The organism is Kitasatospora sp. NPDC018058 (assembly GCF_044327205.1).
Classification (GTDB): Bacteria; Actinomycetota; Actinomycetes; order Streptomycetales; family Streptomycetaceae; genus Kitasatospora.
In genome coordinates, this window is sequence record NZ_JBIRFA010000026.1 from 3812 (window position 1) to 28332 (window position 24521).

Below are 24521 nucleotides of genomic sequence, written 5' to 3' on the forward strand. Positions count from 1 at the left end.
ATGGACAAGGAACAGAAGCTCCGGGACTACCTCAAGCGGGCCAGCGCGGACCTCCAGCGCTCCCGGCAGCGGGTGGACGAGCTGGAGGCGGCCGCCCGGGAGCCGATCGCCATCGTGGGGATGAGCTGCCGCTTCCCCGGCGGGGTCGCGGCTCCCGAGGACCTCTGGGCGATGCTCGTCGCCGGCGAGGACGGCATCAGCGGCCTGCCCGCCGACCGCGGCTGGGAGCTCGACCCGGCGGTTGGGCCGGTCGACGTCCGGGGCGGGTTCCTGCAGGGCGCCGCCGACTTCGACCCGGGCTTCTTCGGCATCTCGCCGCGCGAGGCGCTGTCCATGGACCCGCAGCAGCGCGTCCTGCTGGAGGCCTCGTGGGAGGCGATCGAGCGCGCGGGCATCGACCCGAGCAGTGTCCGCGGCACCCGTACCGGCGTCTTCGTCGGGGCGATGCCGCAGGACTACCGCACCGGGCCGGACGACGACGTCCAGGGGTTCGTGCTGACGGGCAACGCGACCAGCGTGATCTCCGGCCGCCTCTCCTACGTCCTCGGCGCCGTCGGCCCGGCCGTCACCGTCGACACCGCGTGCTCGTCGTCGCTCGTCGCGCTCCACCTGGCCGCGCAGTCGCTGCGCGCGGGGGAGTGCGGCATGGCGCTCGCCGCGGGCGTCACCGTCATGTCGACCCCCACCACCTTCGTCGAGTTCGCCCGCCAGGGCGGCCTGGCCTCGGACGGCCGCTGCCGCTCCTTCGCCGACTCCGCCGACGGCACCGGGTGGGCCGAGGGCGTCGGCGTGCTCGTCCTGGAGCGGCTGTCGGTGGCCCGGCGCAACGGGCACCGGGTGCTGGCCGTCGTGCGCGGCACCGCCGTCAACCAGGACGGCGCCTCCAACGGGCTCACCGCGCCCAACGGGCCGTCCCAGCAGCGCGTCATCGAGCAGGCGCTGCGCAACGCGCGGCTCTCCGCCGACCAGGTCGACGCGGTCGAGGCGCACGGCACCGGCACCGTCCTCGGCGACCCGGTCGAGGCCCAGGCGCTGCTCGCCACGTACGGGCGCGGCCGGGACCCGCAGCGCCCGCTGCTGCTCGGCTCGGTGAAGTCGAACCTGAGCCACACCCAGGCCGCCGCCGGCATGGCCGGGGTGATCAAGACGGTGTTGGCGCTGCGGCACGAGCTGCTGCCGCGCACCCTGCACGTGGACGAGCCGTCCAGGCACGTCGACTGGGAGTCCGGCGCCGTCCGGCTGCTGACCGAGGCGACGCCTTGGCCGCAGGGCGCCGAGCCGCGCCGGGCGGGCGTCTCGTCCTTCGGCCTCAGCGGCACCAACGCGCACGCCATCATCGAAGAGGCCCCGGCGGCGGAGGAAGCGCCCGCGTCCGACGCCGTCGACGCCGGGACGCTGCCCTGGCTGCTCTCCGGCCGCACCCCCGCGGCCCTGCGGGCCCAGGCCGAGCGGCTGGTCGCGTTCCTGGCGACGGACGCCGAGGGCTCCGCCGCCGACCTGGCCCACGCGCTCGCGACCACCCGGGCCGCCCTGGAGCACCGTGCCGTCGTCACTGCGGCCGGACGCGCCGAGGCCGTCGCGGCGCTCACCGCGCTCGCGGACGGCGAGGGCGACGGCCGGGCAGTCCTGGGCACCACCCAGGGGCGCGGCAAGCTCGCCTTCCTGTTCGCCGGCCAGGGCTCGCAGCGCCTCGGCATGGGCCGCGAACTGGCCGCCCGCTTCCCGGTGTTCGCCGCCGCGCTGGACGAGGTGCTCGCCGAGCTGGACGGCCGGCCGGACGCGCCGCTGCGCGACCTGATCTGGGGCGTCGACGAAGAGGCGCTGAACCGCACGGGCCATGCCCAGCCCGCGCTGTTCGCCGTCGAGGTCGCTCTGTACCGGCTGCTGGAGTCCTGGGGCGTGCGCCCGGACTTCCTGGCCGGCCACTCGGTCGGCGAGATCGCCGCCGCACACGTCGCCGGGGTGTTCTCGCTGGCCGACGCGTGCGCCCTGGTCGCCGCCAGGGCCCGCCTGATGCAGGCCCTGCCGGCCGGCGGAGCCATGGTCGCGGTGCAGGCGAGCGAGGACGAAGTCCTCCCGCTGCTCGGCGACGGCGTGTCGCTGGCCGCCGTCAACGGCCCACAGGCCGTCGTCGTCGCCGGTGAGACCGCCGCGGCCGAGGCCGTCGGCGCGCACTTCGCCGAACTCGGCCGCAAGGTCCGGCGCCTGCGCGTCTCGCACGCCTTCCACTCGCCGCTCATGGACCCGATGCTCGACGAGTTCCGCACCGTCGTCGCCGCGCTGGACCCGCAGGCGCCCGCGATCCCGATCGTCTCCACTCTCACCGGCACGCTCGCCACCGTCGAGCAGCTCACCTCCGCCGACTACTGGGCCGACCAGGCCCGCCAGGCCGTCCGCTTCGCCGACGTTGCCGACTGGCTCGGCGGCCACGGCGCCACCCTGTTCCTCGAACTCGGTCCCGACGGCGCCCTCGCCGCGCTCGCCCAGGGCGCCCTCGACGGGCCGGCCGGCGACGACTGCACCGCCCTCGCCGCGCTGCGCCCCGGCCGCGACGAGACCGAGGCGCTCACCGAGGCCCTCGCCGGACTGCACGTGCGCGGCGTCCCGGTGCGCTGGGACGCCTACTTCGAGGGCACCGGCGCCCGCCGCGCCGACCTGCCCACCTACGCCTTCCAGCACAAGCGCTACTGGCCGAAGACCGCGCTCTCGCGCACCGGCGACATCCGCTCCGCCGGGCTCGGCTCGGCCAACCACCCACTGCTCGCCGCCGCCGTCTCGCTCGCCAACACCGACGGCCTGTTGCTGACCGGCCGGCTCTCGCTGCGCACCCATCCGTGGCTGGCCGACCACGCCGTCGACGGCACCGTCCTGCTGCCCGGCACGGCCTTTCTGGAGCTCGCCGTGCGCGCGGGCGACGAGGTCGGCTGCGGGCGCGTCGAGGAGCTGACGCTCACCGCGCCGCTGCCGCTGCCCGAGCAGGGCGGCGTGCAGGTGCAGGTGTGGGCCGGGCGGGCCGACGCGAGCGGGCGGCGCACCGTCGGCGTGTACGCCCGTCCCGAGGGCGACGAGGACGCCCCGTGGACGCAGCACGCCGACGGCATCCTCGCGTCGGATGACTCGGCGGGTGGACAGCGCGCCATCGCAGAGGAGTTCGCGGAGTGGCCGCCGGCCGGCGCCGAGGCCCTGGACCTGGACGGCCTGGACGAGCGCCTCGCCGGTGCGGGCTTCCGCTACGGCCCGGCCTTCCGCGGGCTTCGCGCGGCCTGGCGGAGCGGCGAGGACGTGTTCGCCGAGGTCGCCCTGGACGAGGGCGCGAGCGGCGAGGCCGGCGCGTTCGGGATCCACCCGGCGCTGCTGGACGCGGCGCTGCACGCGACGGCGTTCCTCGGGCTCGGCGGGGTGCCGTTCTCCTGGCAGGACGTCAGCCTGCACGCCGTGGGCGCGTCGGTGGTGCGGGTGCGGCTGTCCGCGACCGGGGACGACTCGGTCGCGGTCGAGGTCGCCGACGCGGCGGGCAGCCCGGTTCTCTCGGTCGGCTCGCTGCTGCTGCGGGCGCTCCCGACGCTGGCCGGTGCGGGCGCCGGGCCGGTCCGGGACGCGATGTTCGAGCTGCGCTGGTCCCGGCCGCGTGGCGGCGCGCAGGCGCCCGCCTCGGTGGCCGTCCCGGATGCGGACCCGCTCGGCCTCGGCGTGCTGCCGACGGCGGGCGAGGCCCCGGCCGAGGTGGTGCTCGTGCCGCTCGCGGGCGACCCGGCCGACCCGGTCGGCTCGGCCCGAGCGCTGACGGCCCTGGCCCTGGCCCGGCTCCAGCAGTGGCTCGCCGAGGACGCGTTCGGCCGGCTGGTCTTCGTGACCCGCGGCGCCGTCGCCACCACGGCGGACGACGAGGTCACCGACCCGGCCGCGGCTGCCGTGTGGGGCCTGGTGCGCTCCGCACAGGCCGAGCACCCGGGCCGGTTCGGCCTGGTCGACCTGGACCCGGCCGGCGGCCCGCTGCCCGAGCGCGTCCTCGGCGGCGACGAGCCGCAGCTGGCCGTGCGCGGCGGCGCCGTGCTCGCGGCCCGGCTGGCCCGCGCGGCCGCGGTGGCCGCGACCGGCGTCGCCTGGAACCCGGACGGGACCGTCCTGATCACCGGCGGCACCGGCGGCCTCGGCGCCGTCCTCGCCCGGCACCTGGTGGCCGAGCACGGCGTCCGTCGCCTCATGCTCGCGAGCCGCCGCGGCGCCGCGGCCGAGGGCGCCACCGACCTGGCCGCGCAGCTCACCGAGGCGGGCGCCGAGGTCGCCGTCGAGGCGTGCGACCTCACCGACCGCGCCGGCGTCGAGCGCTTGATCGCGGGCGTGCCGGCCGGGCATCCGCTGACCGCCGTGGTGCACGCCGCCGGCGTGCTCGACGACGGCGTCGTCGAGCAGCTCACCCCCGAGCGGCTGGCCGCCGTGCTGCGGCCCAAGGCCGACGCCCTGTGGCACCTCCACGAGGCCACCCGCGGCCTCGACCTCGCCGCGTTCGTCGTCTTCTCGTCCTTCTCCGGCACCGCCGGCGCGGCCGGGCAGGCCAATTACGCCGCGGGCAACGCCTTCGCGGACGCGCTCGTGCGCACCCGTCGCGCCGCCGGACTGCCCGGACTCTCGCTCGGCTGGGGCCCCTGGGCCCCCGTCGGCGGAATGACGGGCGGGCTCACCGACGCCGACCTCGCCCGGCTCGCCCGGCTCGGCACCCCGGCGCTCTCCGAGGCCGACGGCACCGCGCTGTTCGACGCCGCCCTCGCCCGCCCCGAGGCCGTCCTGTTGCCGGTCCGCCTCGACCTCCCGGCGCTGCGCGCCCGGGGCGAGGTGCCGCCGCTCCTGCGCGGCCTGATCCGCACCCCCGCGCGGCGTGCCGCCGTGACCGCCACCGAGGCGGCCGGCGCCCTCACCCGCCGGCTCGCGGGGCTGGACGAGCGCGCCCGCACCGAGGCCGTCGTCGACCTGGTCCGCGCCCAGGTGGCGGCCGTGCTGCGGCACGCCGACGCGTCGGAGGTCGACCCGCACCGCCCGTTCCAGGACCTCGGCTTCGACTCGCTCACCGCCGTCGAGCTGCGGGGCCGCCTGAGCGCCGCCACCGGGCTGCGCACCTCCGCGACCGTCGTCTTCGACTACCCGACCGTCACCGCCCTCGCCGGGCACGTCCTGGACGGCCTGACGGGCGCCCAGACGCCCGCCGCCGCGGCCCCTGTGCGGGCGGCGGCCGACGACGACCCGATCGTCATCGTCGGCATGAGCTGCCGCTACCCCGGCGGCGTCGCCTCGCCCGAGGACCTGTGGCGCCTGCTGCGCGAGGGCACCGACGCGATCTCCGGCCTGCCCACGGACCGCGGCTGGGACGTCGAGGCGCTCTACCACCCGGACCCGGACCACCTCGGCACCAGCTACACCCGCTTCGGCGGCTTCCTGCACGAGGCCGCCGACTTCGACCCGGGCTTCTTCGGCATGAGCCCACGCGAGGCGCTGGCCACCGACGCCCAGCAGCGTCTGCTGCTGGAGGCCTGCTGGGAGGCGGTCGAGCGGGCCGGGATCGACCCGGTGTCGCTGCGCGGCAGCCGCACCGGCGTGTTCGCCGGCGTGATGTACAACGACTACTCCGCGCTGCTCGCGGGCGGCCGCTTCGAGGGCCACCAGGGCAGCGGCACGTCGCCCAGCATCGCCTCCGGCCGCGTCTCCTACACGCTCGGCCTGGAGGGCCCGGCCGTCACCGTCGACACCGCGTGCTCGTCGTCGCTCGTCGCCATGCACTGGGCCATGCAGGCCCTGCGTGCCGGTGAGTGCACGCTGGCCCTGGCCGGCGGCGTCACCGTGATGTCCACCCCGACCTCGCTGATCGAGTTCTCCCGCCAGCGCGGCCTCGCCCCGGACGGGCGCTGCAAGGCGTTCTCCGACCGGGCCGACGGGGTCGGCTGGTCCGAGGGCGTCGGAGTGGTCGCCCTGGAGCGTCTCTCCGACGCGCGCCGCAACGGGCACCCCGTCCTCGCCGTCGTGCGCGGTTCCGCCGTCAACCAGGACGGTGCCTCCAACGGTCTGACCGCCCCCAACGGGCCCTCCCAGCAGCGCGTGATCCGCCAGGCGCTGGCGACCGCAGGGCTCGCGACGGCCGACGTCGACGTCGTCGAGGCACACGGAACCGGCACCTCCCTGGGCGACCCGATCGAGGCCCAGGCGCTGCTGGCCACCTATGGCCAGGACCGCGAACTCCCGCTGCTCCTCGGCTCGGTGAAGTCCAACCTCGGCCACACCCAGGCCGCCGCGGGCGTCGCGGGCGTGATCAAGATGGTGCTGGCGATGCGACACGGCGTCGTGCCCCGCACCCTGCACGCCGCCGAGCCGTCCTCCCACGTGGACTGGGACGAGGGCGCGGTGGATCTGCTGACCGAGGAGGCCGACTGGCCGGAGACCGGCCGACCGCGCCGGGCCGGTGTGTCCTCCTTCGGCTTCAGCGGCACCAACGCCCACGTCATCCTCGAACAGGCCCCGGAGACGGCGGCTCCGGCCGTCGCCTCCACTCTTCAAGAGCCCGTCCTGCTCTGGCCGCTGGCCGGCCGCAGCCAGGCCGCCCTGCGCGACCAGGCCGCCCGCCTGTACGCGTTCGCCGCCGCGGGCCCCGACGTGAGCCCGGCCGACCTCGGCCTCTCGCTCGCCACCACCCGCTCCGGCTTCGGCCATCGCGCAGTGGCCGTCGGCGCCGACCGCGACGAGCTGCTCGCCGCCATGACCGCCCTGGCCACGGGTGAGCCGGCCGCCGGGCTGGTCGAGGGCGAGACCGGCGCCGAGAAGCTCGCCGTGCTGTTCTCCGGCCAGGGCACCCAGCGCCTCGGCACCGGACGCGAACTCGCCGAGCGCTTCCCGGTGTTCGCCGAGGCGCTGGAGGAGGTGCTGCGCGAGTTCGGCCCGAGCCTGGACCGCCCGCTGCGCGAGGTCCTGCACGGCGAGGACGAGGAGCTGCTGAACCGGACCGGCTGGGCCCAGCCCGCGATCTTCGCCGTCGAGGTCGCACTGTTCCGCCTCGTGTCGTCCCTCGGCCTGCGGCCCGACCTGCTGCTCGGCCACTCCGTCGGCGAGATCGCCGCCGCGCACTGCGCCGGGGTGCTCTCGCTCGCCGACGCGTGCGCGCTGGTCGCCGCCCGCGCCCGGCTGATGGACGCGCTGCCCGAGGGCGGTGCCATGGTCTCCGTCGAGGCCACCGAGGACGAGGTACTGCCGCGCCTGGTGCCCGGCGTCTCCGTAGCGGCCGTCAACGGGCCCCGGGCCGTGGTGGTCTCCGGCCTGGAGGACGAAGTCCTGCGCATCGCCGGTGAGTTCGCGGCAGAGGGTCGCCGGACCAAGCGGCTGTGCGTCTCGCACGCCTTCCACTCGCCGCTGATGGAGCCGATGCTGGAGGATTTCCGGCGCGCCGTCGCGGAGCTGGAGTTCCGCGCACCGGCCATCCCGCTCGTCTCCGACACCACCGGCGAGCTCGCCACCGAGGCGGAGCTGTGCTCTTCCGAGCACTGGGTCGAGCACGTCCGCCGGGCCGTCCGCTTCGCCGACGGCGTCCGCGCCGCCCGCGCGGCCGGCGCCGCCACCTTCCTCGAACTCGGCCCGGACGGCGTGCTGTCCGCGCTCACCGAGGACGTCCTGGCCGACGACACCGCCGTGACGGCCGTCCCGCTGCTACGTGCCGGACGGCCCGAGGAGCGGTCCGCCGCCCTGGCCCTGGCCGCGCTGCACGTGCGCGGGCACGCCCTCGACTGGACCGCGCTGTACGCGGGCACCAGTGCCCGCCGCACCGACCTGCCCACCTACGCGTTCCAGCACGAGCGCTACTGGCCCGAGGCAGAGGCCGGCACCGCCGCCCCGGCCGCCGACCCCGCCGACTCCGCCCTGTGGGGCGCCGTCGAGCGCGGCAGCGCCGCCGAACTCGCCGACCTGCTCGGCCTGCGCGACGAACACCACGCGGGCCTCTACGCCCTCCTGCCCGCCCTCGCCGACTGGCACCGCACCCGGCACGAGAAGGCGCAGCTCGACGCCGCCCGCTACCGCGTCCACTGGCGGCCCGTCCGTCCGGCGGCTGCGCCCGTCCTCGACGGCACCTGGCTGGTCGCCACCACCGACGGCGTCGACGACGCCGAGATCCTCGACGCCCTGCGCGGCCACGGCGCCCGACTCGAACGGCTGGTGCTCGACGAGGCCTGCCGGGACCGTGCCGAACTCGCCCGCCGGATCGCCGGATTCGGCGACCCGAGCGGCATCCTGTCGCTGCTCCCGCTGGCTGACCGGCCCACCCCCGGGCCCGGCCTGCCGGAGGGGATCGCGCTCGGCGTCGTCCTCGCCCAGGCCCTCGGCGACCTCCGCTCCGCCGCGCCGCTGTGGACGGTCACCCGCGGCGCCGTCTCCACCGGGCCCGCCGACCCGCTCACCAACCCCGTTCAGGCCGCCACGTGGGGCCTCGGCCGGGTCGCCGCCCTGGAGCGCCCGCAGGCGCCGGGCGGGCTGGTCGACCTGCCGCCGGTGCTGGACGCGCCGACCGTGCAGAGCCTCGTCCGCGTCCTCGCGGGCAGCAAGCGCGGGGGAGAGGACCAGGTCGCGCTGCGCGGCAGCGCCGCCTACGGCCGCCGCCTGGTGCGGCACGCCGTCGACGAACTGCCCCGTGCCGAGGAGTTCACCGCCGACGGCACCGTCCTCGTCACCGGCGGCACCGGGGCGCTCGGCGCCGAGGTCGCCCGCTGGCTGGCCCGCAGCGGCGCCCGGCACCTCGTGCTCACCGGCCGCCGCGGCCCGGACGCCCCCGGCGCCGCCGAACTCGTCGCCGAGCTCGCCGAGCACGGCGCCACCGCGGCCGTCGTCGCCTGCGACGTCGCCGACCGCGACGCGCTCGCCGCCGTCCTCGCCGCCGTCCCGGCCGAGCACCCGCTGACCGGCGTCGTGCACGCGGCCGGCGTCGGCCAGGCCGCCCCGCTCTCGGACACCCCGGTCGCCGAGGTCGCCGCGCTCACCGCCGCCAAGCTCCACGGCGCCGCCCACCTCGACGCCCTCCTCGCCGACCACGACCTGGACTTCTTCGTCCTGTTCTCCTCCGTCGCCGGCATCTGGGGCAGCGCCGGGCAGAGCGCCTACGCCGCCGCCAACGCCTACCTCGACGCCCTCGCCGTGAACCGCCGTGCCCGTGGCCTGACCGCCACCTCGATCGCCTGGGGCCCGTGGGCCGGCGCCGGCATGGCCGCCCACGAGGCCGTCTCCGACGGCCTGCGCCGCCAGGGCCTGCGCTTCCTCGCCCCGGAGACCGCGCTCACCGAGCTGCGCCGCGCGATCGTGCACGAGGACGTCGCCGTGACCGTCGCGGACGTCGACTGGGAGCGCTACGCCCCGGTCTTCACCGCCGCCCGGCCGAGCGCCCTGTTCGACGAGCTGCCCGAGGTCCACGCCCTCGCCCGCGGCGCCGCGGCCGACACCGGGGCCGCCTCCGACCTCGTCCGCCGCCTGCGCGGCCTGTCGGAGGCCGAGCGCGACCGCCTGCTCGTCGACCTGGTGCGCCGCGAGGCCGCCGCCGTCCTCGGCCACGGCTCCGTCGACGGCGTGCCCGAGAAGCGCGCCTTCCGCGACGCCGGCTTCGACTCGCTGACCGCCGTCGAGCTGCGCAAGCGCCTCGCCGCGCTGACCGGCCTGCCGCTGCCCAGCACGATGGCCTTCGACCACCCGACGCCGGTCGCGCTCGCCGCCTTCCTGCGCGGCGAACTGCTCGACGGACCGCAGGACGTGACGGCACCGCCGGTGGCCGCCGCCGACCCGGACGAGCCGATCGCCATCGTCGGCATGGGCTGCCGTTTCCCCGGCGGCGCCGGAAGTCCCGACCAGCTGTGGCGGCTCGTCGCCGAGGGCACCGACGCCATCTCCGAGTTCCCGGAGAACCGCGGCTGGGACACCGGCCTCTACGACCCGGACCCGGACACCCCCGGCCGCACCTACTCCACCCAGGGCGGCTTCCTGCACGAGGCCGGCGAGTTCGACGCCGCGTTCTTCGGCATCTCCCCGCGCGAGGCCCTGGCGATGGACCCGCAGCAGCGCCTGCTGCTGGAGACGACCTGGGAGGCCCTCGAATCCGCGGGCATCGACCCGACCTCCGTCCACGGCAGCGCGACCGGCACCTTCATCGGGTCCACGTACCAGGAGTACGGGCTCGGCATGGACGACAGCTCCGCCGGGCACGCCGTCACCGGCACCAGCCCGAGCGTGCTCTCCGGCCGCCTCGCCTACCTGTTCGGCCTGGAGGGCCCGGCCGTCACGGTCGACACCGCGTGCTCCTCCTCGCTCGTCGCGCTGCACCTGGCCTGCCAGTCGCTGCGCGGTGGCGAGAGCTCCCTCGCGCTCGCCGGCGGCGCCACCGTCATGACCAACCCGAACGCCTTCATCGCCTTCAGCCGCCAGCGCGCGCTCGCCGCCGACGGCCGCTGCAAGGCCTTCTCCGAGGCCGCCGACGGCATGACCCTCGCCGAGGGCGTCGGCGTCGTCGTCCTGGAGCGGCTCTCCGACGCCGAGCGCAACGGCCACCCGGTGCTCGCCGTCATCCGCGGCTCCGCGATCAACCAGGACGGCGCCTCCAACGGGCTCACCGCGCCCAACGGGCCGTCCCAGCAGCGCGTCATCCGCCAGGCCCTGCACAACGCGGGCCTCACCCCGGGCGACGTCGACGCCATCGAGGCGCACGGCACCGGCACGGCCCTCGGCGACCCGATCGAGGCCCAGGCCCTCCAGGCCGCGTACGGGCGCGACCGGGACCGGCAGCGCCCGCTGCTGCTCGGCTCGGTCAAGTCCAACATCGGCCACACCCAGTCGGCGGCCGGCGTCGCGGGCGTGATCAAGATGGTCCAGGCGCTGCGCCACGGCGTGCTGCCGGCCACCCTGCACGCCGCCGAGCCGTCCTCGCACATCGACTGGACGCCGGGCACCGTCACCCTGCTCAACGAGGCCACGCCGTGGCCGGCCGGCGAGCGGACCCGCCGCTGCGCGGTCTCCTCCTTCGGCATCAGCGGCACCAACGCGCACGTCGTGCTGGAGGAGGCGCCCGCCACCCTGTCGACCGAGAGCGCCGAGGTGTCCGACGGCGTCGTGCCGTGGGTGCTCTCCGCCCGCACCCCCGCCGCCCTGCGCGCCCAGGCCGCGCGCCTGGCCGACCACCTCGACGTCGAGCCGGACCTGCGCCTCCACGACGTCGCCCACACCCTGCTGACCACCCGCGCCCTCTTCGAGCACCGCGCCGTCGTGCTCGGAGCCGACGCCGCCGAGCTGCGCGAGGGCCTCGCCGCGCTCGCCGCCGGCGCGTCCGCGCCGAACGCCGTCCAGGGCCTCGCCGAGGACGGCGGCCGCACCGTCTTCGTCTTCCCCGGCCAGGGCTCCCAGTGGGCCGGCATGGGTGCCCGGCTGCTGGACGAGTCGCCGGTGTTCGCCGAGCGCATCGCCGAGTGCGCGGCGGCCCTGTCCGAGCACGTCGACTGGTCGCTGCTCGACGTGCTGCGCCAGGCCGAGGGCGCGCCCGCGCTGGACCGCGTCGACGTGGTCCAGCCGGCGACCTTCGCCGTCATGGTGGCCCTCGCCGAACTGTGGCGCGCCCACGGCATCCACCCGGACGCCGTGGTGGGCCACTCCCAGGGCGAGATCGCCGCCGCCGTCGTCGCCGGGGCGCTCTCCCTGGAGGACGGCGCCCGCGTGGCCGCGCTGCGCAGCCGGCTCATCGGCCGCGTCCTGGCGGGCTCCGGCGGGATGGTCTCCGTGCCGCTGTCCGCCGAGGAGGCCGAGGAGCGGCTGCGTGCCCGCGGCGGTGGGCTCGCCGTCGCCGCCGTGAACGGGCCGCGGACCGTCGTCGTCGCCGGTCCGGCCGGTGAACTCGACGAACTCATGGACGAGTTCGAGGCCGAGGGACTGCGCGCCCGGCGGATCGGCGTGGACTACGGCTCGCACTCCGCCCAGGTCGAACTCCTCAGGGACGACCTCCTGACGGACCTCGCCCCCGTGCGCCCGCGCGCCGCCGAGGTGCCGTTCTTCTCCACCGTCACCGGCGACTGGCTCGACACCACCGTCGTGGACGCCGGCTACTGGTACCGCAACCTGCGCAACCCGGTGCGCTTCGACCCGGCCGTGCGCGAGCTGATGGCCCAGGGCCACGGCCTGTTCGTCGAGGTCAGCCCGCACACCGTGCTCACCATGGCGATCGAGGCCACCGCCGAGGACCGCGGCGACCGGGCCACCGCCGTCGGCACCCTGCGCCGCGACAAGGGCGGCACCGACCGCTTCCTCGCCTCGCTCGCCGAGGCCTTCGTCCGCGGCGGACGGGCCGACTGGTCCGCCCGCACGGCCGGCGGGCGCCGCGTGCCGCTGCCCACCTACGCCTTCCAGCACGAGCACCTGTGGGCCGTCGCGCCGCGCCCCGGCGGGGAGCCGGAGGACGGCGAGTTCTGGAGTGCCGTCGAGGAGGCCGACGTCGAGGCGCTGGCCGCTCGGCTGCGCATCGACAGCGGCGCGCTCGCGCCGGTGCTGCCCGCGCTGTCCGACTGGCACCGCCGCCGTCGGGAGCGCTCGACGCTCGACTCCTGGCGCTACCGGGCGACGTGGAAGCCGCTCTCCCCCGCTCCCGCCAGGCTGGACGGCACCTGGCTGCTCGTCACCGCCACGGAGGGCGAAGGCGAGGACGTCGCGGAGGCGCTGACCGCGCACGGCGCGGCGGTCGAGCGGCTCGTCCTGGACGACACCTGTACCGACCGCGGGCGGCTCGCCGCGCTCCTGGAGCCCGCCGTCGACGGCCTGACGGGCATCGTCTCCCTGCTCGCCACCGCCGAGCGGCCGAGCGAGCGCCACCCAGTCCTGCCCGAGGGCGTCGCGCTCACCCTCGCCCTGATCCAGGCCCTCGGCGACGCCGGGCAGGACGTGCCGCTGTGGTGCCTCACCCGGGGCGCCGTCGCCGCCGGGCGCACCGACCAGGTCGCCAACCCGGTGCAGGCACAGGTCCACGGCCTCGGCTGGACGGCCGCCCTGGAGCACCCGCAGCGCTTCGGCGGCGTCGTCGACCTGCCCGACGCCCTCGACCGGCGCGGCGCCGAGCGGCTGGCCGCCGTGTTGGCCGCCCGCGACGAGGACCAGGTGGCGATCCGCCCCTCCGGCGCCTACGCCCGCCGCATCGTGCGCGCCGAGGCCGCCGCCCGCCGGGAGGCCCGGCCGCTGCGCGGCACCGTCCTGATCACCGGCGGCACCGGCACCCTCGCCCCGCACCTGGCCCGCCGCCTCGCCGCCGAGGGCGCCGAGCGGATCGTGCTCACCAGCCGCCGCGGCGCCACCGCGCCGGGCGCCGCCGAGCTGCTCGCCGAACTCGCTGCGGCGGGCTGCGCGGCCGAGATGGCCGCCTGCGACCTCACCGACCGCGACGCCGTCGCGGCGATGCTCGCCGGCCTCGCCGCCGCCGGCCACGAGGTGCGCACCGTCGTGCACACCGCCGCCGTCATCGAGCTGCTGTCGATCGAGGAGACCACCCACGAGGCCTTCGCCAAGGTCCTGCACGCCAAGACCGCCGGCGCCCGCCACCTCGACGAGCTCCTGCCCGACGACCAGCTCGACGCCTTCGTGCTGTACTCCTCCACCGCCGGCATGTGGGGCAGTGGCCGGCACGCCGCCTACGTCGCGGGCAACGCCTACGTCAACGCGCTCGCCGAGCACCGCCGCGCCCGCGGTGGCCGGGCGACCGCGATCTCCTGGGGCATCTGGGCCGACGACCTGAAGCTCGGCCGCGTCGACCCCGGCCAGATCCGGCGCAGCGGTCTGGTCTTCATGGACCCCTCGCTCGCCCTGGACGGGTTGCGCCAGGCCCTGGACGCCGACGAGCAGGTGCTCGCGATTGCCGACGTCGACTGGGAGCGCTACCACCCGGTCTTCACCTCCGGCCGCCCGACCGCCCTGTTCGAGGACGTCCCCGAGGTGCGCCGGCTCACCGAGGCCGGCGAACGCCCGGCCGGGGACGGCGAGTTCGCCGCCCGGCTGCGCGCCCTGCCGGCCGCCGAGCAGGAGCGCCGCCTGCTGGACCTGGTCCGCGCCGAGGCGGCGACCACGCTCGGCCACGCCTCGCCCGACGTGCTGTCCGAGCAGCGGGCCTTCCGTGACGTCGGCTTCGACTCGCTGACCGCCGTCGACCTGCGCAACCGGCTGGCCGCCGCGACCGGGCTCACGCTGCCCAGCACCCTCGTGTTCGATCACCCGAACCCGCTCGCCCTGGTGCGCTTCCTGCGCGAGAAGACCGCCGGCACCGGCGCCGCCGGCCCCGCCGCCACGGTGGCGGGCGCCGCGCTGGACGAGCCGATCGCCATCATCGGCATGAGCTGCCGCTACCCCGGCGGGATCGCCTCGCCCGAGGACCTGTGGCGGCTCGTCACCTCGGGCGGCGACGCCATCACCGAGTTCCCGGCGGACCGCGGCTGGGACACCGAGGGGCTGTACGACCCGGACCCGGACGCGCCCGGCCGCACCTACTCGGTGCGCGGCGGCTTCCTGCAGGGCGTCGCCGACTTCGACGCCGCGTTCTTCGGCATCTCCCCGCGCGAGGCCCTCGCCATGGACCCGCAGCAGCGCCTCCTCCTGGAGACGGCCTGGGAGGCCATGGAGCGCGCCGGCCTCGACCCGTCCGCCCTGCGCGGCAGTCTCACCGGCACCTTCATCGGCGCCAGCTACCAGGACTACAGCCCCGGCGACTCCGCCCAGGACGGCGCCGAGGGCCACCTCGTCACCGGCACCATCCCGAGCGTCCTGTCCGGCCGGCTCTCCTACACCTTCGGCTTCGAGGGCCCGGCCGTCACGCTCGACACCGCGTGCTCGTCCTCGCTCGTCGCCCTGCACCTGGCCTGCCAGTCGCTGCGCAACGGGGAGAGCTCCCTCGCCCTCGCCGGCGGCGTCAGCGTGATGGCCACGCCCAACGCGTTCGTCGGCTTCAGCCGCCAGCGCGCGATGGCCGTGGACGGCCGCTGCAAGGCCTACGCCGAGGCCGCCGACGGCATGAGCCTCGCCGAGGGCGTCGGCCTCGTGCTGGTCGAGCGCCTCTCCGACGCCGAGCGGCTCGGCCACCCGGTGCTCGCCGTCCTGCGCGGCTCCGCCGTCAACCAGGACGGCGCCTCCAACGGCCTCACCGCGCCCAACGGGCCCGCGCAGCAGCGCGTGATCCGTGCCGCGCTCGCCAACGCACGGCTCGCCCCGGGCGAGGTCGACGCGGTCGAGGGCCACGGCACCGGCACCAGGCTCGGCGACCCGATCGAGGCGCAGGCGCTGCTCGCGACCTACGGCCAGGACCGCGAACTGCCGCTGCTGCTCGGCTCGGTGAAGTCCAACATCGGCCACACCCAGATGGCCTCCGGCGTGGCCGGCGTCATCAAGACCGTGCTCGCGCTGCGCAGCGGCGTGCTCCCGGCCAGCCTGCACATCGACCGGCCGTCCACGCACGTCGACTGGACGGAGGGCGCCATCGAGCTCCTCGCCGAGGCGCGCGACTGGCCCGAGACCGGGCGTCCGCGCCGCGCCGCCGTCTCCTCCTTCGGGCTGAGCGGCACCAACGCGCACATGATCCTCGAACAGGCACCGGCCACCGCTGTGGCAGCTGCGCCGACGGACGGTGACACCGTGCCCTTCGCGCTCTCCGCCCGTACCGACGAGGCCCTGCGCGCCCAGGCCGAGCGGCTGCTGACCGCGCTCGACGAGCAGCCCGAACTGCCGCTCGCCGACCTGGCGTTCTCCCTCGCCACCACCCGCACCGCGCTCGACCGCCGCGCCGCCGTCACCACCGGCGACCGCGCCGAGCTGCGGCGCGCGCTCGCCGCCCTGCGCGACGGCCTGCCGGACGCCGCCCTCGTCACCGGCCGGGCGGCCGGCGGCGGCCTGGCCTTCCTGTTCACCGGCCAGGGCAGCCAGTACCCGGCCATGGGCAGGGAGCTGTACGACCGGTACCCGGTGTACGCGGAGGCGCTGGACGCCGTCCTCGCCCGCTTCGACCTCGGCTACGAACGGCCCGTCCGGGACGTCCTGTTCGCGGAGGAGGGTTCGGTGGAGGCTGCGCTGCTGGACGACACGGGGTATGCGCAGCCGGCGCTGTTCGCGCTGGAGGTGGCGCTGTTCCGGCTGGTGGAGTCGTGGGGTCTGCGGCCCGATTTCGTGGTCGGGCACTCGATCGGTGAGATCGCGGCGGCGCATGTGGCGGGGGTGTTCTCGCTGGAGGACGCCTGCGCGCTGGTGGCCGCTCGTGCCCGGCTGATGTCCGAACTGCCGGGCGGTGGAGCGATGGTGTCCGTCGAGGCGACGGAGGCGGAGGTGCTGCCGCTGCTGACGGACGGCGTCTCGATCGCCGCCGTCAACGGGCCGGCCTCGCTCGTCCTCGCGGGCGACGAGAGTGAAGTCCTGCGCATCGCCGAGCAGTTCGCGGCCGACGGGCGGCGCACCAAGCGCCTGCGCGTCTCGCACGCCTTCCACTCCCCGCACATGGAGCCGATGCTCGACGCCTACACCCGCGTCGCCGCCACGCTCACCTACGACGCCCCGGCGATCCCGCTGATCTCCACCGTCACCGGCGCGCCCGCCACCGCCGACGAGCTCGCCGCGCCCGCGTACTGGGCCCGGCAGGTGCGCGGCACCGTCCGCTTCGCCGACGCCGTCCAGGCCCTCGCGGGCCACGGCGCCGCCGCCTTCCTCGAACTCGGCCCGGACGGCGTCCTCACCGCCGCCGCCCGCGACACCCTCGGCGACGGCGCCCGCCTCACCGGCGTGCCCGCGCTGCGCCGCGGCCGGCCCGGCGTCCCGGCGCTCACAGCGGCGCTCGCCCGGCTGGCCGTCGGCGGCCTGCGCCCGGACTGGGAGGCCGTCCTCGCCGGCACCGGCGCCCGCCGCGCCGACCTGCCCACGTACCCGTTCCAGCGGGAGCGCTACTGGCCGGAGGGCCGGTCCGTCCCGGCGGTGGGATCCGACCCCGTGGACGCCGAGTTCTGGGCCGCCGTCGACCGCGGCGACCTCGGGGCGCTCGGCACCGGTCTTGACCTCGACCGCGACACCGTGACCGCCCTGTCCGCCTGGCGCCGCGCCCGCCGCGAGCGCTCCGCCGTCGATGCCTGGCGCTACCGCGCCTCCTGGACGCCGCTCGACGGGGCGGGCGCTGCTGCGGCCCGGCCGTCCGGCCGCTGGCTGGTGCTCGTCTCGGACGACGCGCCGTGGGCGGACGGGCTCGTCGACGGGGTGACCCTCCGGGTCTCCGGCGACCGGGCCGCGCTCGCTTCACAGCTCCGTGACGTGACCGCGGAAGAAGGCGGGTTCACCGGCGTCCTGTCCCTGCTCGCCCTCGGCGACGACCCGCTCGCCGCCACTGTCACCGCCGTCCAGGCCCTCGGCGACGCCGGCCTCACCGCCCCGCTGTGGTGCCTCACCCGCGGCGCCGTCGCCACCGGCCGCTCCGACCGTCCAGCCGACCCCCGGCAGGCCGCCGTCTGGGGCCTCGGCCGCTCCGCCGCCCTCGAACTGCCTACCCGCTGGGGCGGGCTGATCGACCTGCCGGAGCAGCTCGACGACACCGCGCTGCGCCGCCTGGCCGCCGCGCTCGCCCGCACCGACGGCGAGGACCAGCTCGCCGTCCGCGCCTCCGGCACCTTCGCCCGGCGCCTCGTGCGCCACCCGCTGGGCGAGCGCCCGGCCGCCCGGCCGTACACGCCCGCCGGTACCGTGCTCATCACCGGCGGCACCGGCGGCCTCGGCGGGCAGCTCGCCCGTCGCCTCGCCGCCCAGGGCGCCGCGCACCTGCTGCTGCTCAGCCGCTGCGGCGCGGACGCCCCCGGCGCCGAACAGCTGCGCGCCGACCTCGCCGCCCTCGGCGCCGACGTCACCCTGGCCGCCTGCGACGCCGCCGACCGGGACGCCCTCGCGGCCGTCCTGGCCGCCGTCCCCGCCGACCGGCCGCTCACCGCCCTCTTCCACACCGCCGGCGTCGTCGCCGACGGCACGCTCGACACCCTGACCGCCGAGCACTTCGCCGAGGTGTTCCGCCCCAAGGTCGACGCCGCGCACCACCTCGACAAGCTGACCCGCGACACCGACCTCGCGGCCTTCGTCCTCTTCACCTCGACTGCAGGCACCATCGGCGCCGCCGGCCAGGCCAACTACGCCGCCGCCAACGCCCACCTCGACGCCCTCGCCGAGCAGCGGCGCGCCGACGGCCGCCCGGCCACCGCGATCGCGTGGGGCCCGTGGGCCGGCGACGGCATGGCCGGGGCCGGCGTCGAACAGCGGGTGCGCCGCGGCGGCTTCGGCCCGATGGCACCCGAACGCGCCCTGACCGCCCTCGGACACGCCCTCGACCACGACGACACCGCGCTCACCGTCGCCGACATCGACTGGCAGCGTTTCGCGGCGGTCTTCACCGCGCAGCGGCCCGTCCCGCTGATCGCCACGCTGGCCGGACCGGCCGGCCGCCCGGCCGCCGCCCAGGAATCCGGGCTGCGACAGCGCCTCGCCGAGCTGTCCGAGCAGGCCAGGGAGCGGTTCGTCCTCGACTTCGTGCGCACCCGCGTCGCGGCCGTCCTCGGCCACGCGGGCGGCGAGCGCGTCGGCGCCGACCAGCCCTTCACCGACCTCGGCATGGACTCCCTCACCACCGTCGAACTGCGCAACGCCCTCACCGCAGCCACCGGCCTGACCCTGCCCGCCACCCTGGTCTACGACCACCCGACCCCGGCCGACCTGGCCGCCCACCTCCTCGCCGAACTCCTCGGCACCCTGCCCGAACCCGACCGGGCCCCGGTCCCGCGCGACGTCACGGACGACCCCGTCGTGATCGTCGGCATGGCCTGCCGCTTCCCCGGCGGCATCGAGTCGCCGGAGGACCTCTGGCGGCTGCTCGGCGACGGCGCCGACGCCGTCCGCCCGTTCCCCGTCGACCGCGGCTGGGACCTCGACGCCCTCGGCCGCGGCGGCTCCGCCACCCTCCACGGCGGCTTCCTCGACGGCGTCGGCCGCTTCGACGCCCGCTTCTTCGGCATCTCGCCCCGCGAAGCCCTCGCCATGGACCCCCAACAGCGCCTCCTCCTGGAGACCTCCTGGGAGGCCCTGGAGCGCTCCGGCATCGCCCCCGACCGCCTGCGCGGCAGCGACACCGGCGTCTTCGTCGGCACCAACGGCCAGGACTACCTGACCGTGCTGCGCCGCGGCACCGCCGACGTCCGCGGCCACGCCGCCACCGGCAACACCGCGAGCGTCCTGTCCGGCCGCCTCTCCTACACCCTCGGCCTGGAGGGCCCGGCCGTCACCGTCGACACCGCGTGCTCCTCCGCCCTCGTCTCGCTCCACCTGGCCGCCCGCGCGCTGCGCGCCGGGGAGTGCTCGCTGGCCCTGGCCGGCGGCGCCTCGGTGATGTCCAGCCCGGACGCCTTCGTCGAGTTCACCGCGCAGGGCGGCCTCGCCGCCGACGGCCGCTGCAAGCCCTTCGCCGACGCCGCCGACGGAACCGCGTGGTCCGAGGGCGCGGGCGTGCTCGTCCTGGAGCGGCTCTCCGACGCCCGCCGGCTCGGGCACCCGGTGCTCGCGGTCGTGCGCGGCAGCGCCGTCAACCAGGACGGCGCCTCGAACGGGCTGACGGCCCCCAACGGACGGGCCCAGCAGCGGGTGATCCGCGCGGCCCTCGCCGACGCGGGCCTGACCGCCGCCGAGGTCGACGCCGTCGAGGCGCACGGCACCGGTACCGCCCTCGGCGACCCGATCGAGGCGCATGCCCTGCTGGCCGCCTACGGGCGGGACCGCGAACTCCCGCTCCTGCTCGGCTCGGTGAAGTCCAACCTCGGCCACACCCAGGCCGCCGCCGGCGCCGCCGGTGTGATCAAGACCGTGCTCGCGATGCAGCACGGGGAACTGCCGAAGTCGCTGCACGTCGACGCGCCCTCCCGGCACGTCGACTGGACGGCCGGCGCCGTGGAGCTCCTGACGGAGGCCCACGACTGGCCGGAGACCGGCCGCCCGCGCCGCGCCGGCGTCTCCGCCTTCGGCGTCAGCGGCACCAACGCGCACGTCCTGCTGGAGCAGGCGCCTTCGGCTGTGGATCCGGCCGGTCCGGTGGTGACCGCAGACGCCGCGCCGTGGGTGGTCTCCGCCAAGTCGGAGGCCGCGCTGGACGCTTCGCTCGCGCGCCTCGCCGAGGTGGACGGGCCGTCCGCGCTGGACGTCGCCCACTCGCTGGCGGTCGGCCGGGCCCAGCTCGGGCACCGGGCGGTGCTGCTGGACGGCGCCGAGGTCGCGCGCGGCGTCGCCGCCGAGCGCTCGACGGCCTTCCTGTTCTCCGGGCAGGGCTCGCAACGGCTCGGCATGGGACGGGAGTTGTACGCCCGCTTCGCGGTGTTCGCCGAGGCCTTCGACGGCGCCTGCGCGCGGCTGGACCAGCTGCTGGACCGGCCGCTGCGGGACGTGGTGTGGGGCGAGGACGCGGAGCTGCTGAACCGGACGGAATACGCCCAGGCCGGCCTGTTCGCGGTCGAGGTGGCGCTGTTCCGGCTCGTCGAGTCCCTGGGCGTGCGGCCGGAGTTCGTGGCCGGGCACTCGATCGGCGAGATCGCGGCCGCGCACGTGGCCGGGGTGTTCTCGCTGGAGGACGCGTGCACGCTGGTGGCGGCGCGCGGTCGGCTGATGCAGGCGCTCCCGGAGGGCGGCGAGATGCTCGCCGTGGAGGCTTCGGAAGACGAAGTCCTGCCGCTGCTGGGCGAGTTCGTCTCGATCGCGGCGGTGAATGGTCCGACGTCGGTGGTGGTTTCGGGTAACGCCGAAGCCGTCGAGGCGATCGAGGCGCACTTCGCCGACCGGCGGACCACGCGCCTGCGGGTCTCGCACGCCTTCCACTCGCCGCTGATGGAGCCGATGCTCGACGACTTCCGGGCCGTCCTCGACGGGCTCGCGTACGAGGCTCCTTCGATCCAGCTGGTCTCCAACCTGACGGGCGACGCGAGCGCGGATCTGTGCACCCCCGAATACTGGGTGCGCCACGTTCGCGAGACCGTCCGCTTCGCTGACGGCGTCCGGGCGCTGGAGGAAGCGGGAGCCACCGCCTTCCTGGAGCTGGGCCCGGACGGCGTCCTCGCCGCCCTTGCCGAGCGGGGTCTCGGTGCGGAGGGCGTGACCGCCTCCACCCTCCGCCGCGACCGGCCGGAGGAACACACCCTGGTCACCGCCCTCGCCCGCCTGCACGTCGCGGGCGTGCCGGTCGACTGGACCGCCCTGCTCGCGGGCACCGGCGCCCGCCACGCCGACCTGCCCACCTACCCGTTCCAGCGCGAGCTGTACTGGCCCGAGCGCGCGCCGGAGGCCGTCGCCGCTACCGACCCAGCGGACGCCGCGTTCTGGTCCGCCGTCGAGCGCGCCGACACCGCCGCCCTCGGCACGACCCTGGGCCTCGACGACGACACGTCGCTCGGCGCGCTGCTCCCCGCCCTCTCGGCGTGGCGCCGCCGCCGGACCGAGCGGACGGACGCCGACCGGCTGCGCTACCGCGCCGCCTGGAAGCCGCACGCCGCCCCCACCGGCCCGGACGCCCTGCCGGGCACGTGGCTGGCACTCGTCCCGGCCGACCGGGACGACGACGTCTGGACATCCGCGGTGCTCGCGGCCCTCGGCGCGGACGTCGTGCGTGTGGCGGTCGACGGGGATGACGTCGCGGACCTGGCCCCGCTCGTCGGGCCGGTCACCGGCGTGGTGTCCCTGCTCGCCGCCCCCGACGGCGTGCCCACCGGGCCCGCCCGGCCGGACGCCCTGCTCGCCGCCCTCGGCGAGGCGGGCGTCGAGGCCCCGCTGTGGTGCCTCACCCGGGGCGCCGTCGCCGTCGGCGACACCGAGGCCCCGCAGGACGCCACGCAGGCGGCCGTCTGGGGCATCGGCCGGGTGGCCGCCCTCGAACACCCGCAGCGCTGGGGCGGGTTGATCGACCTCCCCGAGGCACCCGACGCACGTACGTCGGCCCGTCTGCGCGCCCTGCTGACGGCCGGGGACGGCGAGGACCAGCTGGCGCTGCGCCCCGCCGGAGCCTTCGCCCGCCGCCTCGTGCGCGCGACGACGCCCGACACCGTACGTCCGTGGACCCCGCGCGGCTCGGTCCTGGTGGTCGGCGACCCGACAGGCCATGCGGCCCCCGCCGCCCGCTGGCTCGCCCGCGCGGGTGCTCAGCAGGTGGCGCTGCTCGCCGCCGACGCCGACATCGACGGCGAGGCCGTCGATCGCCTGCGCGCCGAGCTCGCCGAGCACGGCACCGGGCTGACGCTCGTCACCGGCACGCCCGGCGACGCGGAGGCCGTCGCCTCCGTCCTCGGGCTGCCCGACCTCTCCGCCGTCCTCTACACGGGCCGGGTCGGCGAGCCCGCCGACCACCTCGCCGGGTTGCTCGCCGACCTCGCGGCGCTCGACGAGGCGTTCGCGGACCGGGAGCTCGACGCCTACGTGCTCTTCGGGTCGATCACCGGCACCTGGGGCGTGAAGGGCCGGGCCGACGAGGCCGCCGCCAGCGCCCTCCTCGACGCCGTCGCCCAGGGCCGCCGTGCCGCCGGGCGGGCCGCCACCGCCGTGTCGTGGGGCGCCTGGGCTGGCAGCACGCCCGATTCCCTGGCCGCGCACCTGCGGGCCAACGGGCTGCCGCCGATCGCGCCCGACCGCGCCCTGGCGGCGCTCGCCGCCGCCCTCGACGGCCCAGCCGTCACCGTCGCCGACGTCGACTGGGAGCGTTTCGCGCCCGCCTTCGCCGAGGCCCGGCCGACGCGGCTCTTCGCCGACCTGCCCGAGGCCCGCGTCGCGGCGCGCCCCGAGGAGGAGACCGGGAGCCGCGCCGACACGCTGCGCGCCGGTCTGCGCGAGCGGTCGGCGGCCGAGCGCACCGAGGCCCTGCTGGCGATCGTCCGCGTCGAGTCGGCCGCCGTGCTCGGCCACGCCGACACCGACGACGTGCCGTCCGGGCACCCGTTCAAGGACCTCGGCTTCGACTCGCTGACCGCCGTCGACCTGCGCAACCGGCTCAACACCGCGACCGGCCTGCGCCTGCCCGCGACCCTCGTGTTCGACTACCCGACCCCGGCGGCCCTCGCCGCCCACCTCCGCGCCGAACTCTTCGACGAGGCGCAGGAGATGGAGCGCCCGGCCGTCGCCGCCGACACCGACGACCCGATCGTGATCGTCGGCATGGGCTGCCGCTACCCGGGCGGCGTCCGCTCGCCCGAGGACCTGTGGCGGCTCCTGCGGGAGGGGACCGACGCGATCGGCCCCTTCCCGGCGGACCGCGGCTGGGACCTCGACCGGCTCGCCCACGGCGACCGCGACGGGCGCGGGCGCAGCGTCACCCAGCAGGGCGGGTTCCTGTACGACGCGGCCGAGTTCGACGCCGCCTTCTTCGGGGTCTCCCCGCGCGAGGCGATGGTCGTCGACCCGCAGCAGCGGCTCGTCCTGGAGACCGCGTGGGAGGCGCTGGAGCGCGCCGGGATCGACCCGGCGGGCCTGCGCGGCGGAGACACCGGCGTCTTCATCGGCGGCGGCAGCGGCGACTACCGGCCGGCCATCGGCCAGCTCGGGCACGTCGAGACCGCGCAGTCCGCGAGCCTGCTCTCCGGCCGGCTCTCCTACACCCTCGGGCTGGAGGGGCCCTCGGTCAGCGTGGACACCGCGTGCTCGTCCTCGCTGGTGGCGCTGCACCTGGCCGCCCAGGCGCTGCGGTCCGGCGAGTGCTCGCTGGCCCTGGCGGGCGGTGTGACGGTGATGTCGAGCCCGGTCGGTTTCGTGGAGTTCGGCGAGATGGGGGCGCTCTCCCGGGACGGGCGCTGCCGCACCTTCTCCGACGCCGCCGAGGGCACCGCGTGGTCCGAGGGCGTCGGCGTCCTGGTGGTCGAGCGGCTCTCCGACGCCGAGCGCCGCGGCCACCGCGTGCTGGCCGTCCTGCGCGGTTCCGCGATCAACCAGGACGGCGCGTCGAACGGCATCACCGCGCCCAACGGCCCGTCCCAGCAGCGCGTCATCCGGCGCGCCCTGGCCAACGCGGGCCTGGCGCCCGCGGAGGTCGACGCCGTCGAGGCGCACGGCACCGGCACCAAACTCGGCGACCCGATCGAGGCCCAGGCACTCCTCGCCACCTACGGCCAGGACCGCGAACGGCCCGTCCTGATCGGCGCGCTGAAGTCGAACCTGGGCCACACCCAGGCCGCCTCCGGCGTGGCCGGGGTCATCAAGATGGTGCTGGCCATGCGGCACGGCCTGCTGCCGCGCACGCTGCACGTCGGCACGCCGTCCTCGCACGTCGACTGGACGGCCGGCGCCGCCGAGCTCCTCACCGAGGAGACCGCGTGGCCGGCCACCGGCCACCCGCGCCGGGCGGGCGTCTCCGCCTTCGGCGCGAGCGGCACCAACGCCCACGTCATCGTCGAGGCGCCGCCCGCGGCCGAGCCGGCCGAGGAGCACCCGGACGACCGGCCGCTGCCCGTCCCGCTCTCGGCCGCGACGCCCGC

General features: G+C 76.9%; 1 protein-coding gene (cut by a window edge). It reads left to right on the forward strand.

Annotated features, from left to right (window positions below; genetic code table 11):
• A protein-coding gene (locus ACH4E7_RS30400; RefSeq protein WP_396252367.1) for a type I polyketide synthase crosses the window boundary here: on the forward strand, window positions 1-24521 show its 5' portion. 3424 nt of this gene lie beyond the right edge of the window; only the first 24521 of its 27945 coding nucleotides appear in the window; it begins with the start codon at window positions 1-3; its stop codon lies off the right edge, out of view.